The organism is Paenibacillus sp. RRE4, assembly GCF_031844205.1.
In the GTDB taxonomy this organism is placed as follows: domain Bacteria; phylum Bacillota; class Bacilli; order Paenibacillales; family Paenibacillaceae; genus Paenibacillus; species Paenibacillus xylanexedens_B.
Genome location: NZ_JAUZUT010000001.1, coordinates 2,481,041 through 2,496,000, shown reverse-complemented (window position 1 = coordinate 2,496,000; position 14,960 = coordinate 2,481,041). Strand labels below are relative to the sequence as shown.

Sequence of the window (14,960 nt, the reverse complement as noted above, 5' to 3'; positions counted from 1 at the left end):
GTATTCCCCTCCATTATCCTCAAATGTAAGTACAATTCAGACACAGAAAAGAGAGGAGAAATCTCCTCTCTTATGCATGGAGCAAATTAGAATGCCCAGTTGCCGTTCACGAAGATCGGTTCTTCTGCACCTTCGGAAGTTACGCCGTTGATGTTCATCTCACCTGAACCAATCATGAAATCAACGTGAGTCAGACTGGAGTTCATGCCATGTTCGATCAGCTCTTCCTTGGACATCGTTTTGCCGCCTTCCAGACAGAAAGCGTAGGCATTACCAATTGCCAAGTGATTGGATGCATTCTCATCAAACAATGTATTGTAGAACAGAATGTTCGTGTCCGAAATTGGAGATTGATGTGGAACAAGGGCAACCTCGCCTAGATAATGTGCGCCTTCATCCATTTCGACCAGGTTTTTCAGCGCGTCCAGACCTTGCTCAGCAGTGTAGTCAACAATGCGTCCATTCTCAAATGTGAGAGAGAAGCCGTCAATCAGATTGCCACCGTAACTGAGTGGTTTCGTACTGCGGACGGTACCATTCACACCGGTTTTCAGCGGAGCCGTGAAGACTTCCTCTGTAGGCATATTGGCAATAAATACATGTCCTTGCTCGTTTACACTGCCTCCGGATACCCATATATGACCTTCGGGAAGCTCAATCGTCAGGTCTGTACCCGGCGCGGTGTAGTGAAGTTTTTTATATTTTTTGCTGTTCAGCAGATCAGCGCGGGAGTCAAGGTTTTGCAGGTGAGTTTTCCATTCTGCGACAGCATCCTTTTCACCGATTCGTACCGTTTTAAAAATAACATCCCACAGACGGTCTACTTGTTGCGCTTCAGGCAGATCCGGGAATACTTTAGCGGCCCATTCAGGGGAAGGGACAGCAACGATCGACCAGCTGAATTTATCAGCCATTTGATAGGCACGATATTTCTCTAGCGCTTTGCCGCGCACTTTCTGACTCGTTACGATGCGATCCTGTGCAACTCCGTTTAGCAGATCCGGATTTTCCGCGATAACGTGCAGGATTGCCGCACCTTCTTCAACAAGCTCCGTCATTTCACCTGCAAACCATTTAGGCTCAATGGAGAACGCCTCATCCGGCGCTAGATCATAATGAAGACGGGTAACGGTTTCGTCACTCCAGTTGACTTTGACCAGTTTTGCACCCGTGTTGTAGGCAGCTTTAACGATCAATCGTACAAAATGAGCTGCCGTGATTGGCGCATTTACGACTAATGTTTGTCCAGGGTGGACATTGACACCTACTTTGACAGCCAGTTCAGCATATTGTTGCAGATTCGATTCAAAATTGTTCATGCTATTTTTTCCTCCAATGTGATATGAATATCGTAGCTGGCGGTCTATTATAGTCCTCTTTGAAGTTTGTGAGGATTCAGCATAGGGCCTTCATTGAATAATGTATACGTTGCTACGATATATATTGTACAATTAACCAATAATAATTACCAAACAGCTTTGCCAGAAAGTTGGAGAAAAGCACCAAAAGAGAGTTTTTTGGACGCTTGAATCGAAGATTTATTGAAGTGAGGCTTTAAACGAGAGATTAAAGGAGAGTATAAAAGTGAGTATTGAAATTATTCGCGCAGAAATGCGTCGTGAGGATGAAAAAAGTTTCGTAGGAAGCACGGTGTTCAAGACAGATGGTGATAAATCCGTATATGAAATTACGTTTATGAGCAAGAACGGCAAGGATTGGGATTATAGCCTGCACTTCACGGAACAATCGGGTGACGAAGAAGAGCTGCTAAAAATGGACGAATTGCTTGAAAATGACGATGATTTGTACAATCAATTGCTTGATGCAGCCTTGGATGCATACCCCGCTTAACGTAAAGTAAATGTTCTTGTTCTATTGTCCGAGTTACCTGACTATACTAGACGGTGTGTGCCCTGAGTAGGGCTCGTGCCGTCTATTTTTATTTTTGAGATTCCGAATAGATGTTCCAGGAAAGGGAAGTCTACGAGATGAACTAAACCAGAGAGACAATTCGCCTGATGGGAGGTAATCGTGAATGGCATCTGACAATCTGATTACATCAGGAATGACAAGCGCCCAGGAAATTGCTCCTGATATTTTGAGCTTGCGTACCCTTTTTGTGAATGTCGTGTTCATTGGAAAACCGGGAAGCAGGAGCTGGGTCCTCGTGGACACAGGAATGTCAAAATTCACGAATCACATTGTTGATGTGGCAACCGAGCGTTTTCAAGGTCCGCCGTCTGCCATTATTTTAACGCATGGTCATTTTGATCATGTGGGAACGGTAATTGAACTGGAGCAATTCTGGGGAGTGCCGGTATACGCTCATCCGTCAGAGATACCCTATCTCACAGGTTTGAAAAATTATCCTCCTGCAGACCCTTCCGTGGGTGGGGGCCTTATGGCGCAGTTGTCATTTACGTATCCAAACGAAGCGATTAATCTGGATGATCGGGTATTCAGTCTACCCCAAGATCATACGGTGCCCGGCGCAAAGGATTGGAACTGGATTCATACGCCAGGTCATACACCGGGGCATATATCTTTGTTCCGCGAAACAGATCGATTACTGATTGCGGGTGATGCAATCATCTCGGTCAAACAGGAATCGCTCTGGAGTGTTCTGCTTCAGGACAAACAGTTACACGGCCCTCCTGCTTACTTTACAACCGATTGGGTGGCAGCGCACGAATCGGTTCACCGTATCAGACAACTCGAACCGAGGATGATTGTGACAGGGCATGGACATATGTTAAGCGGAGAGATGTTACATGAATCGCTAAGGGATCTCGACATGCATTTTGAAGAAAATATGGTACCCAAGCAGGGCAAGTATGTTGAATGAGACCACATAGACACTCACTCGTGAGTGTCTTGAAAAACGATAAAGATCAACAAAGTCAAGTCTAACAAAGAGTGATCAAGGCAGCTGATTGAGCAGCTGTCTTTTGTTTTGCGCTCTTTTGCGCTCGCATGTTTAATTTGTTCTCGATCTCAGATTGTTCTTTTATGCGCAATCATGATATAGTCGAGCCGTATAATATAACCTTAGTATGCAGGAGGTACATATAACGATGACACAACAGAATACAGCGTTTGAAGAACAATTTGGCGGCATTCCCGCGGTATGGCTACGCTTTGGTTCATTTGAAGCAGCGGTTATTCCGAGCGTTGGCGCGAACCTGGTAGCTTTTCGGGATACGGAAAAAGGATACAGCTACCTGCGCGAGCCGGATCAGGATCAGATGGATGAATTTATGGCGGCGCCTGCCGTATATGGTATTCCGATTCTATCTCCGCCAAACCGGTATGAAGACGGACGTTTCCCATGGAATGGCAAAGTCTATCAACTGCCGATTAACGAACCTGCAACAGGCAACCATTTGCACGGATTTTTGCATGATGCGCCGTGGACGGTTGAGGGATTCGGCTCTAACGATCTGGAGAGCTATGTTACGCTCAGCCAAAACATCGGAGAAGGCCATGCTTTTTACAAATATCTGCCGTTTACCTTCAGTGTAACGCTTCGTTATTCATTGAGCAGTCATGGTCTGCAGCAGCAGTTAATCGTGAACAATACGGGCTCAGAATATATGCCGAACCTGTTTGCTTTCCATACAGCAATCAAAGTTCCTTTTGCACCGGATAGCCAGTTTTCGGATTATACAGCCAAAGTGACGATTGGCCAGCGCCGTGAATTAAACGAGCGTTCGTTGCCGACAGGACAATTTCAACCGCTTACACCGGAGGAAGAACAACTTAAACAGGGCGGAGTTAATCCGTTTTTTGCAGCGATGGATAACCACTATACTGCTGAGCCGCAAAATGGCCGCAATTACATGGAACTGACAGATCATCGCACAGGAGACAAACTGGTGTACGATGTAGGCACGTCCTATAAACATTGGATGATCTGGAACAACAATGCCTGCAATGAATTTTTCTGTCCGGAACCACAGATGAATCTGGTTAATGCCCCGAATGTGGAAGGGGTTTCCCCAGAAGAGAGTGGTCTCGTTGGATTACAGCCAGGTGAACTGTATGAACAAACCAGCCGTTTGTATCCGATTGCTGCTCAAAAATAAAACGGGATAGATTGAACTCGCTTCCGACCTATTCGTTTTGCGCTACGCTTACAATTTTGTCGAAAAGGTGAAAACCTGTTCGTAAATCATGTATAATATGACGAGATACACAAGCTTTGTAGAGACCCAGACCAACATTTTGGAGGAGGACAAGCAAGTGGAATACCGCATTGAGAGAGATACGCTAGGCGAAATGAAAGTACCAGCCGACAGGCTGTGGGGCGCTCAGACGCAGCGCAGTAAGGAAAATTTCCCGATTGGACGCGAGCATATGCCGATGGAATTGGTGCGTGCTCTGGCCATTTTAAAGAAAAGTGCTGCTGCCAGTAATCATAAATTAGGCAAATTATCAGCGGCGAAAGCAGATGCGATTGCTTATGCGGCTGACGAGATTATTGCAGGACGTATTGATGATCACTTCCCACTGGTTGTATGGCAGACGGGTAGCGGTACTCAATCCAACATGAACGTGAATGAAGTCATTGCTAACTTGGGTAATCAACTGCTGGAGCAAAAAGGTAAAGAAGAGCGCCTGCATCCGAATGATGATGTTAATATGTCGCAAAGCTCCAACGACACCTTCCCAACAGCGCTGCATGTCGCGGGCGTTCTTGCGGTGGAAGATCAGTTGTTGCCAGCGATTGCGGTGTTGAAAGCGACTTTTGCGGAAAAAGTGGAAGCGTTTAAGGATATCATCAAAATTGGACGTACTCACCTTCAGGATGCTACGCCAATTACGCTTGGCCAAGAGATTAGCGGCTGGGAAGCTATGCTCGGTAAGAGTGAACGTATGATCCGCGAAAGCGTAGAGTACATGAAGGAGCTTGCGATTGGGGGTACGGCTGTAGGAACCGGAATTAACGCGCATCCTGACTTCGGTGATCTAACAGCCAAGGAGATTGGTAAACATACAGGTAAAGATTTCGTATCTGCACCGAACAAATTCCACGCTCTGACCAGCCATGATGAAGTGGTGTATGCTCACGGTGCAGTAAAAGCGCTTGCAGCAGATATGATGAAAATCGCCAATGACGTACGCTGGCTCGCAAGCGGTCCGCGTAGCGGACTCGGAGAGATTCGTATCCCTGAGAACGAGCCGGGCAGCTCGATTATGCCAGGTAAAGTGAACCCGACACAGAGCGAAGCGATCACGATGGTTGTGACACAAGTGATGGGTAACGATGCGGCGATTGGATTCGCGGCGAGCCAAGGTAATTTTGAACTGAATGTATTCAAGCCTGTCATCATCTATAATTTCCTGCAGTCTGTACAGTTGCTTGCTGACTCTATTGTTGCATTTAATGACAAGTGTGCAGTGGGTATTGAGCCGAACCTGGATCAGATCAAACACAATCTGGATAACTCGCTTATGCTGGTAACTGCACTCAATCCTCATATTGGATATGAGAATGCAGCTAAAATTGCAAAGCTTGCTCATAAAGAAGGTTTGTCCCTGAAGGAAGCGGCGTTACAAACCGGACTTCTTACAGAGGAACAATTCGATCAATATGTAGACCCGGCTAAAATGATTGCACCAAAGGCCTAAACTGATTTTAAACTCCTATAAGTGTCAATTCTAAATATCTATGAATAAAGTCCCGTAAAAGCGGCCTGCAAAGCAGGTCGTTTTTCTTATGTAATCACATATTTTGCTTGTCAGCTGATATCTATACATATAAAATACTAATGCAACAGATTTCATGCAATGATTCAGCATTCGTCTATATTTGGAGGGTTCCACGTTGTCTAAAACGAGAAGATTTACGATACGCTCCAAAATTGTATTGGGCTATCTTGTGGTTGTGCTCTTATTTGGTGTAGTACTACTGATTCTTTCGGCCCAAATTGATGTGTTGCAGAAGGAAAATGATTTTATTAGTCATCATGATCTGGATGTACATAATCTGACCAACGCGATTGAGAAAAACGTACTGGATATGGAAACGGGACAGCGAGGTTTTATGCTTACCGGTAAGGAAAGTTATCTTGAACCTTATGATCAGGGCCTTTCCGAATGGAATTCGAATTATGATCAGTTATTTGCCCTGATCAGTGATAATCCGGCACAGCAACAAAGCTTGCAAAATATTAAATCCCATATCAACCGCTGGATTGAGATTGCCGGTGAACGATCTGTTCAGCTCAAGAAAGAAGGGGATCAGGATAAGGTTCTCGCTTTTTTTCAGTCCGATCCGGGGAAAACGGAAATTGATCTGCTTCGGTCCCAGCTTGCTACCTTCCGCAACACCGAAATTTTGCTGACAGAAGCAAGGGTGACGGACTTGGCAGAGCGAAGCTCGACTTTGCTGACCATCATCTACACCCTGTGGGGTCTGATTGCAGCGCTGTCCATTGCCGCAGCTTTTATTGTTTCTGGCAACATCGTGAGAACGCTTCAAGAGGTGAAGCAAACGATCAGCGATATTTCCAAAGGCGGCAACTTGAAGCAACGTATTCGTGTACGAACAAAGGATGAAGTGGCTGATCTTGGTCATGAAACCAATAAACTGTTAGATGAAGTACAGGAGCAAAATCGTGTCAAGGATCAACTTACGGGCGTAGCTACCCTTTTGCAAAATCCGACTACAGTGGAGGGGTTGTCCCGCTTGTTCCTGAGTGAGCTTGCAGTGATGCTGGAGATTCCATACAGTGTGCTGTATCACTGGAAAGACAACCGGTTGTTACGCGTAGCCGCTTATGCTGGAGATGGTGAGAAGGAACGCTCTCTTGGCAAAATATCACTTGCCCCAGGTGAGGGGCTGGTTGGTCAAAGTGCGATTGAGCAAAGGGTGCTACGAATGGATGATTTGCCCCAGAATTACATTCGTATAGCTTCCGGGCTGGGTCATACATCGGCAAATTCGCTCACCGTGGTTCCTATCCTGTTTGAAGGAAAGACCATTGCTGTAGTGGAACTTGCTTCAATGACGCCTATGTCGGAGAAGTCCCTAGATTTGATCGAAGAATTGGCGGTAATCTTTGGTGTTTCACTTCATTCTACTGTCACCCGGATGGAACTCCAGCATCTTTACGATGAATCACAGGTCCTGAACGAAGAGTTACAAGCACAATCGGAGAAACTGCAGCTCCAAACCGAAGAGATGCAGTCTCAGACAGAAGAATTGCAGATGCAGACGGAAGAGTTATTTATGCTGAATGAACGCTTGGAGAATCAGAAAGGTGCAGCAGAAAATACAGCTCAAGAGCTTGCAGTAACTGCGGATCAGCTACGAATCAGTTCGGGATATAAATCCGAATTTCTGGCGAATATGTCGCATGAGTTACGAACTCCACTAAATAGCATGTTGATTCTGTCCGAGATATTAGCGGAAAACAAACATCATCATTTGAGCGGTGAGGAGCAGAACTATGCAGCCGTTATTCACAGATCAGGTAAAGACTTACTTAACCTGATTAACGATATACTCGATCTGTCGAAGGTTGAGGCTGGACAGATGGAAGTAGAGTTTGATGATGTTTACCTCGACACGTTGCCTGAAGTGATGAATCAGTATTTCTTGATAACAGCTGAACAGAAAAAAATCGATTTTCGTATTCAGTTGCAAAGTCCACTTCCGACTACGATTGAAACGGATGAAATGCGGATGCATCAGATTCTTAGAAACCTGCTCTCGAATGCGTTTAAGTTCACCAGCGAAGGGGAAGTGGCGCTGACCATTTCTCAGGTGCGTTTGACTGACCCGGAACATGCCGATCAGGAAACCGAAGTTATTGCTTTTTCCGTTAGTGATACGGGAATCGGTATTGCGGAGGATAAACTGCTCCAGATCTTTGAGGCATTTAAACAGGCTGATGGAGCAACGGGGCGTAAATATGGCGGTACGGGACTAGGGCTGTCCATCTCTCAATCGTTGGCTTCATTACTTGGCGGTTCAATTTCGGCAACGAGCCGATTGGGCCAAGGCAGTGTGTTCACGCTGTTTCTCCCGCTCTATAGAAAAGGTCAAGAGGTTTCGCAGGAGGAGCAAGGTTCTAGACTGTTTGTTTATGAGGCAGCCGGTGCTATAGCAGAAGAACGTATCCTCCCTTCATCACCTCAGATGGAGTCGGAAAGGAAGGGAATGGAAATTTTGCTAACTCCACTGGAGGAATCGTTATTTAGAGGGCGGCAGATTCTTGTCGTGGATGATGATATCCGTAACGTATATGCGCTAGCGAATGCATTGGAGCAGTACGGTATGAAGGTGATCTCTGCTCAGAATGGAACGGAATGTCTCGAGATGTTAGAGCAAGGAGGACTTCAGCCGGATGTTATTCTTATGGATATCATGATGCCGGAACTGGATGGATATGAAACCACCCGCCGGATCAGAGAGCATCTCGGTTTGACTCAGATTCCAATCATTGCACTCACGGCAAAAGCGATGAAAGAAGATCGGGAGAAATGTATCGCTGCCGGAGCCACGGACTATCTCAGTAAACCGTTGAATATCAAAGACGTGTTATCCCGCATGAAATTATGGATGAGTCAAGAAAAGATGGAGATTTGAACGATCGGCTTTGCTTGACTCCATGTCTGAGCGTAAAACGCTAATTAAAAATATGTAGAACCTATGTCTAATGACAGCATGTTGATGTTGTCAGGAGGGCATAGGTTTATTTTTTTTCTCATGTAAGCTTCTTTTTGATAAATGATGTTATAATACTTAACAAATAATTGGAGGGTTTCAATTCCTCATCCCTAAATCTATGTAGTTAAGGAGTTAAAAGGCCATTTTAAACTATTTGTTTACACAGTTACGTTAAATATATGGGAGGTCATGTCCATGCAGCTTACCGTTAAAGAAGCATTACAGGTATACCCGCTGTCTGAAGCGAAATTGATTGCGGGTCGGGAAGGGACTTCACGGATGATGAAGTCAGTCAACGTCATGGACGCTCCTGACATTGCAGATTGGATCAAATCTGGAGAAATGTTGTTTACGACTGCTTTCATGATCAAAGACAGTGAGACAGACGCGCTTCGATTAATGCAGCGTCTGAACGAACGTGGATGTGCGGGAATCGGCATCAAGCTGGGACGATTCTGGGAATCGATTCCAGAAGGCATCGTTGAGGAGGCCGATCGACTTCGGATGCCACTTCTGGAGCTTCCGTTTCAATTCACTTTCTCTGACCAGATGAACGCTTTGTTTAAAGCGGAACATGAACGCAGTCATCGGCTATTGCATGAAGTTGTACAGAAACAAAAGAAACTCATGCAGTTTGCCTTACAACAGCAACAACATCGCAATGTGTTTGCTGAAATGTCAACGATCCTCAACTATCCGATTGCCGTCATCGGCTCGCGAGGGCACGTACTCTATGCGAACGATGACGTCATGTCGGACCAGGCGGTCACGCAAGGATGGCCCTGGAAATCAGTCATGCACCGGGTGAAATGGAACCAGGGAAGTTGCCATCGAGTGCCGATCAAACAAAAAGATGAGGAGTTTGGTTTCCTACTGGTGTACACGGATTCTGCCTTGTCTCTGCGAGCGGAGGAGGAACTGTTTCAGCAAGCTGCGGATGTGCTCGCCTTTTACATGGATATGACCTACCGCGAGCATATCAACCCAACGGTTCAGGATGAAATGCGGACGCTGCTGAGCCAATATATGGATCAGAAATTGACAATGCAGGAGCTCATGACTTTGAGCGAAAATAAAGGAGTACACCTTTTTCAAGAAACGTATCAGTGTGTGCTAACCACCCTTGAACCTAACGTCTTCGCTGAGGGGAAACTTCTCAAACAGATTCATCGTGAGTTGCAGTACAATCCGCTCATGCAATTTACGGCTTCCCAGCATTTTCAGATGAGTGAAGGAATACTGTCCATCTACAGTTGTCCGACCGGGCGTGATTATGGTGAGGAGTTGTCCGCCTTTCTCCTGAATCGATTCGGGGATGTGTTCACAGCTCAAGAAGCCAAAGGTGCACCGGGGCCTCGTTTTTGGATAAGCAAAATGAAACATGAGCCGACTTCACTGCGTGAAGCATACCATGAGTGTCTGGATACACGTCAGCTGGCTCAGAGGCTTGGCATGAAGGATCGTGCACTGCAATTTGAGATGTTGGAATTTGCGTATGTTTTCCAACACGTGCCGGAACAAATTATGGAGAATTATTGTAATAAAGTGCTTGAACCATTACTTGCCAGAGACGGTGATCCCAATCAGGTACTTATGAGCACCCTGGAGTCTTTTATTGAAAATGATGGCTTAATTAATGAAGCAGCCAAACAGCTATATGTGCATCGCAACACGGTAACTTATCGTATGGAGAAGATCGGCAGTCTGCTGCAAATGGATTTCAAAAAGACGAATGATCTGCTCAAATTAAAGCTGGTCTTTACCTTCCGTAAATTCGTGCGAGATAAAGCGCCTGCAAGAGTTCGTACGTAATCCCTAACGCTGGCATGGTTAGAGTGCCCTTGATGCTCGTGATGTAAGTGATATGTAAGTGATGCTTAAGGTGTTAATCATGAGTTATATCAAAATTTAATAAAACCGCACTGCCTTCATCGGTGAGTGCGGTTTATTAACATAGATAGCCAGCATCTAAAGATAATTTCCGTGCGCGGATAACAATTCACTTGTTTGATGTTATGTTATATCACAAAAAGACGTAAATAATGTTGCTGTATTCTAAAACAGTGAATAGAATGAGGAACAATTAATTAAATAGAGACCGGGGGTTATGACATGGATGATCTTATACATCTCGTTAACGGCTGGTCTGATCAACAGTTCATCAAGGAATTTGGTTCTCTGTTTGAAGAATCTGCGTGGATTGCAGAACGTTCTGCAGGGCTTCGGCCCTTCGGTTCTTGGGAAGAGATGATACAGGTCATGACCAAACAAGTTCTTGACTCGGAGAATGAAGATAAGCTGGAACTGCTCCGCAAGCATCCGGATTTGGGTGCTCGCATCAGCATGAGTACCAGCTCCGTTCAGGAGCAGGCGGGCGCTGGCCTGGATTCATTAACTCCGGCACAATATAACGAGCTTAAGCAGTTGAATGAGGGGTATTCAAGGCAATTTGGCTTTCCGTTTATTTTAGCGGTGAAGGGCCATACAAAGGAATCCATTCTTGATTCCATGAGACAACGGCTACAGAGGAGCGAGCAAGAAGAATTCGTAACGGCATTAAATGAAGTATTTAAAATTGCCACAATCCGGTTGCAGCAATGGATGACCAAGCGTGCAACGTGATCTGAGGAAAGAGGATTAAACATAGAGATCGAAGGTGAATGCCTGATGCAAGCGAATGCCGGCCGAATTACTACACATGTACTGGATACATCCAAGGGTGCTCCTGCTACAGGAGTGAGGATTGAACTCTATTTTATAAAATGGTCAGGAAACGAGTGGAATGCCCTGAAGGTAGCCGAGTCGTTGACCAATTCGGATGGACGTTTGGATGCACCCTTACTTGATGAAGGAAAGCTGGAAGTGGGCGAATATGAACTGCGTTTTGATGTTAAACCCTATTTTGCACAACAAGCTCAAACGGATATGTCACATGTATTATGGACCGAAGTCCCTATTCGTTTTGCCGTAAGAGACACAAAAAGCCATTATCATATCCCTTTGTTGATAGCACCGGGGGGATATAGCACGTACCGGGGAAGTTGAAGAAAAGACAGGACGGGATAGGGGAGATGGGCATGGGCACGATTCTACTCAAAGGCGCGCAATTGGTCACGATGAATAGAGAAGAGGAAGTATTTACGGGAGATCTTCTCATCGAAGATAACAAAATCAAAGAAATGGCAGTGCATATCGATGAGAACCTGGCAGATCAAGTCATTGATGCACGAGGGAAAGTGTTACTGCCCGGTTTTATCCAGACCCACATTCATCTATGCCAGACGTTGTTTCGTGGACGTGCAGACGATATGGAGCTGATGGATTGGCTTCGCAAGCGCATCTGGCCGTTAGAAGCGGCACATGACGAAGAATCGGTGTATTACTCCGCAATGCTAGGCCTAGGCGAATTGATCTCTAGCGGCACAACGACCATTCTGGATATGGAGACCGTGAATCATACGGAATCGGCTTTTCAAGCGATGGCCCAGAGTGGAATTCGGGTCATCTCAGGCAAGGTGATGATGGATCATGGAGATGAGGTTCCTGAGCCTCTGCGTGAGAATACGGCGGATTCGCTGCAACAAAGTGTTGATTTGTTAGAAAAATGGAACGGATTCGGTGGAGGTCGTATTCAATATGCTTTTTGTCCAAGGTTTGTTGTATCCTGCACGGAACAACTGCTTACGGAAGTACGTGACCTCTCGAATAAATATCACGTCAAAGTGCACACCCATGCTTCCGAGAATCGTGGAGAGATCGAACTGGTCGAACACGAGAGAGGCATGCGGAACATCGTTTATCTGGATCACATCGGCCTAGCTACCCCCAGATTGGTTCTTGCACATTGTGTATGGCTGAGTGAAGAAGAGAAGGAGATTATTCGTAAACGTGGTGTCAAAGTAACCCATTGTCCCGGATCGAATATGAAACTTTCTTCCGGAATTGCGGACATCCCCGACCTGTTGAACCGGCAGATCGCAGTGGGGATCGGTGCAGACGGTGCACCATGCAATAACAATCTGGATATGTTCCAGGAGATGCGTATGACAGCTTTGATCCAGAAGGTGCCGCACGGGCCGACGGTGATGGATGCCAGAACCGTGTTACACATGGCAACGATGGGCGGGGCGGAAGTGCTGGGGTTGTCCAGAGAGATTGGTAGTCTAGAAGTCGGCAAAAAGGCAGATATGATCCTGCTGGACCTTGATGATTTTCATACGTACCCGTCCTATGAGACCGACATTTACTCCCGTATCGTTTATTCCGCTACCCGTAGCTGTGTGGAAACGGTCATCATTGATGGCAGTATCGTGCTGAACAATCGTAAAATACAAACCATTGACCGCGGCATCGTATTACGAGAGTCGGATAAAAGCATTGCACGGCTAATGAAACGGTTATAGTCGGAACCGTAGAAACAGTTGCCATCGAAACAGTACAGGTGCATGTTGAAAGGCAGAGGGCAGAAAGGGGCAATCCGATGGAAATGCATGATCTGTGTGCCGTTGCCCTTCGGGAAACCCGGAGTGTACTTGCTACTGCGATTAAAGTGGAGGGGCATGCCTATCGCAAACAAGGGGTTTCCATGCTCATAACGGAGGATGGCAGGATGTACGGCAGTATCAGTCCGGGCTGTCTGGAGAATGACCTGCAAGCCAGGGTGAGCCGCGTGCTGGAGATGCAACAACTTGAGCTGGCTAGTTATGATATGCGGCCTGAAGATGACTTTTCCTGGGGAGAAACGATTGGTTGCGGTGGCCTTGTGATTGTTCTGCTTGAGCCGATCTGTGGAGAGCTACGTGACATGATGAAACAGATGCGGCAATGTTTGGATGCGGCATTGGCGGTGTCTCTTTTGAGATCATTTAATGAGGATTACACTAACGTTACGTATAGTTGTTCGAAGGTCGAGTCAGTCAAGTCAGCCGAGCCAGGACAAGAACACTATTTAACTGCAAATGAACAACCTGAATGTTCCAAAAATGATTTGGCTTTGTCCTGTCCTCCTAATCTGGCGGTTAGGAATAATCCTTGGAATCTTCCTCAACATTTCACTTCGCTATATACGCCCAAACCACGTTTGATTATCGTTGGTGCCGGAAATGATGTTGTACCGGTTGCCAGACTGTCTCAATCCGCCGGATTTCGAGTTGTCATCACAGATTGGCGAGAGTCCTTGTGTACGCTTGAACGATTTCCAGATGTGGAACTGGTGCGCGGTTTTCCTCAGGAAGTTTTTCCGCAACTGAACATCAATAAGTACGACTATCTCATCCTGATGAGTCATCAATTCCCCCGTGAACGAGAATGGGTAGAGTTGTTAAAAGGTAGCAACTGCAACTATGCATATCTCGGCATCATGGGTTCACGTACCCGAACAGCTCGTTTGTTCGATGGCTTGCCGCCATTACAACACGTGCATAGTCCGGTTGGTTTGCCTATTGGTGCAGATGGGCCAGAGGAGATCGCGGTCAGTATTGTTGCAGAGTTGATTGCGGCCAGACGTAAGCCGGCGACTGTTAAATCTGCGTTAGTAACCGAAAAAAGGAGCAGTGCTTATGCAAACGACAGGAATCGTTCTGGCGGCTGGCAAGAGCAGCAGACTTGGGCGAGATAAACTATCGGTTATGATGCCGGATGGAAGAGCACTGGCAGCATGGACACTGGAGGCTGCTCTGAATTCCCGGTTGGATCAAATCGTCTGTGTGGTCAAACCAGAGGATAGTCTTGAATGGTTACCTTCCAAATGGCACGAGGTATTCTCTTACACATATAATCCCGAAAAAAGATTGCGTTTTGTATTATGCAACGATTTTGCTGGCGGCATGGCGAACTCCATTCATTGCGGTATATTGACGGCGATGGAGTACAGACCGAAGGGGGTACTGATGCTGATGGCAGACCAGCCTCTGATTACGACAGAGAATATTAATCAGGTCACCGCGGTACTGGATTCTAATCCGCTGTGTGATTATGTTGCGGGTACGGACAATGAAGGGAGTAAACCCCCGGTTGCTTTTCGCTCACATATGTTCGGCCTGTTGCTATCCCTGCATGGAGATGAAGGAGCACGCAAAATGCTCCGTAATCCTAAATACCAAGGGGTACAGGTGTCTTTAAGGCGAGAGAGTTTCTGGGACGCTGATACGGAGTTGCAAGTGCAACAAATTCTTAAATATGCAGAAGAGCGGATGTGGAGGGAAGCCTGAATTTACGCGACTCCTTGCGAACACTGCAAACGATTGGGAACGTAGGGGAAATGAAATGGAGAAATAAAGGAGGG

General features: G+C 46.2%; 12 protein-coding genes. 11 read left to right on the top strand and 1 reads right to left on the bottom strand.

Annotated features, from left to right (window positions below):
• Positions 1-86: 86 nt before the first annotated feature.
• Complete coding sequence (locus tag Q9R46_RS11215; protein ID WP_145331401.1) at positions 87-1,319, bottom strand: aminopeptidase; 1,233 nt, start codon at positions 1,317-1,319, stop codon at positions 87-89.
• A 265-nt stretch (positions 1,320-1,584) separates the two neighbouring features.
• On the opposite strand from Q9R46_RS11215, the gene Q9R46_RS11210 reads away from it, so the two are divergent.
• The 11 genes from Q9R46_RS11210 (at position 1,585) to Q9R46_RS11160 (ending at position 14,886) form a co-directional block, all read left to right on the top strand.
• Positions 1,585-1,851 (top strand): hypothetical protein, encoded by a 267-nt coding sequence (locus Q9R46_RS11210; protein ID WP_253494269.1) that lies wholly within the window; start codon positions 1,585-1,587, stop codon positions 1,849-1,851.
• Positions 1,852-2,035: 184 nt separating this feature from the next.
• Entirely contained in the window at positions 2,036-2,845 is an 810-nt protein-coding gene (locus tag Q9R46_RS11205) for an MBL fold metallo-hydrolase (RefSeq protein ID WP_311280097.1), read from the top strand.
• Between the two features lie 229 nt (positions 2,846-3,074).
• The gene (locus Q9R46_RS11200) at positions 3,075-4,085 is read left to right on the top strand and encodes an aldose 1-epimerase (RefSeq protein WP_311280096.1); all 1,011 of its coding nucleotides are present in this window, start codon (positions 3,075-3,077) and stop codon (positions 4,083-4,085) included.
• 157 nt (positions 4,086-4,242) lie between these two features.
• The gene (gene fumC / locus Q9R46_RS11195; protein ID WP_090924818.1) at positions 4,243-5,631 is read left to right on the top strand and encodes a class II fumarate hydratase; all 1,389 of its coding nucleotides are present in this window, start codon (positions 4,243-4,245) and stop codon (positions 5,629-5,631) included.
• 196 nt (positions 5,632-5,827) lie between these two features.
• Complete coding sequence (locus tag Q9R46_RS11190; protein WP_311280095.1) at positions 5,828-8,596, top strand: CHASE3 domain-containing protein; 2,769 nt, start codon at positions 5,828-5,830, stop codon at positions 8,594-8,596.
• Positions 8,597-8,872: 276 nt separating this feature from the next.
• On the top strand, positions 8,873-10,489 hold the full coding sequence (locus tag Q9R46_RS11185; RefSeq protein WP_311280094.1) for a PucR family transcriptional regulator: 1,617 nt from the start codon (positions 8,873-8,875) through the stop codon (positions 10,487-10,489).
• Between the two features lie 300 nt (positions 10,490-10,789).
• Positions 10,790-11,299 (top strand): 2-oxo-4-hydroxy-4-carboxy-5-ureidoimidazoline decarboxylase, encoded by a 510-nt coding sequence (gene uraD, locus Q9R46_RS11180; RefSeq protein ID WP_311280093.1) that lies wholly within the window; start codon positions 10,790-10,792, stop codon positions 11,297-11,299.
• 45 nt (positions 11,300-11,344) lie between these two features.
• Positions 11,345-11,722 (top strand): hydroxyisourate hydrolase, encoded by a 378-nt coding sequence (uraH, locus tag Q9R46_RS11175; protein WP_311280092.1) that lies wholly within the window; start codon positions 11,345-11,347, stop codon positions 11,720-11,722.
• A gap of 32 nt (positions 11,723-11,754) precedes the next feature.
• Positions 11,755-13,080 carry a 5'-deoxyadenosine deaminase gene (locus tag Q9R46_RS11170; protein WP_145331387.1) on the top strand — a complete coding sequence of 442 codons (1,326 nt, stop codon included), beginning with the start codon at positions 11,755-11,757 and terminating at the stop codon, positions 13,078-13,080.
• Positions 13,081-13,157: 77 nt separating this feature from the next.
• A complete protein-coding gene (locus Q9R46_RS11165; protein ID WP_311280091.1) occupies positions 13,158-14,294 on the top strand; it encodes an XdhC family protein in 1,137 nt (378 codons plus the stop codon).
• Positions 14,236-14,886, top strand: coding sequence for an NTP transferase domain-containing protein (locus Q9R46_RS11160; RefSeq protein ID WP_311280090.1), 651 nt, complete (start codon positions 14,236-14,238; stop codon positions 14,884-14,886). Before Q9R46_RS11165 ends, Q9R46_RS11160 begins: the two co-directional genes overlap by 59 nt.
• The last annotated feature ends 74 nt before the right edge of the window (positions 14,887-14,960 follow it).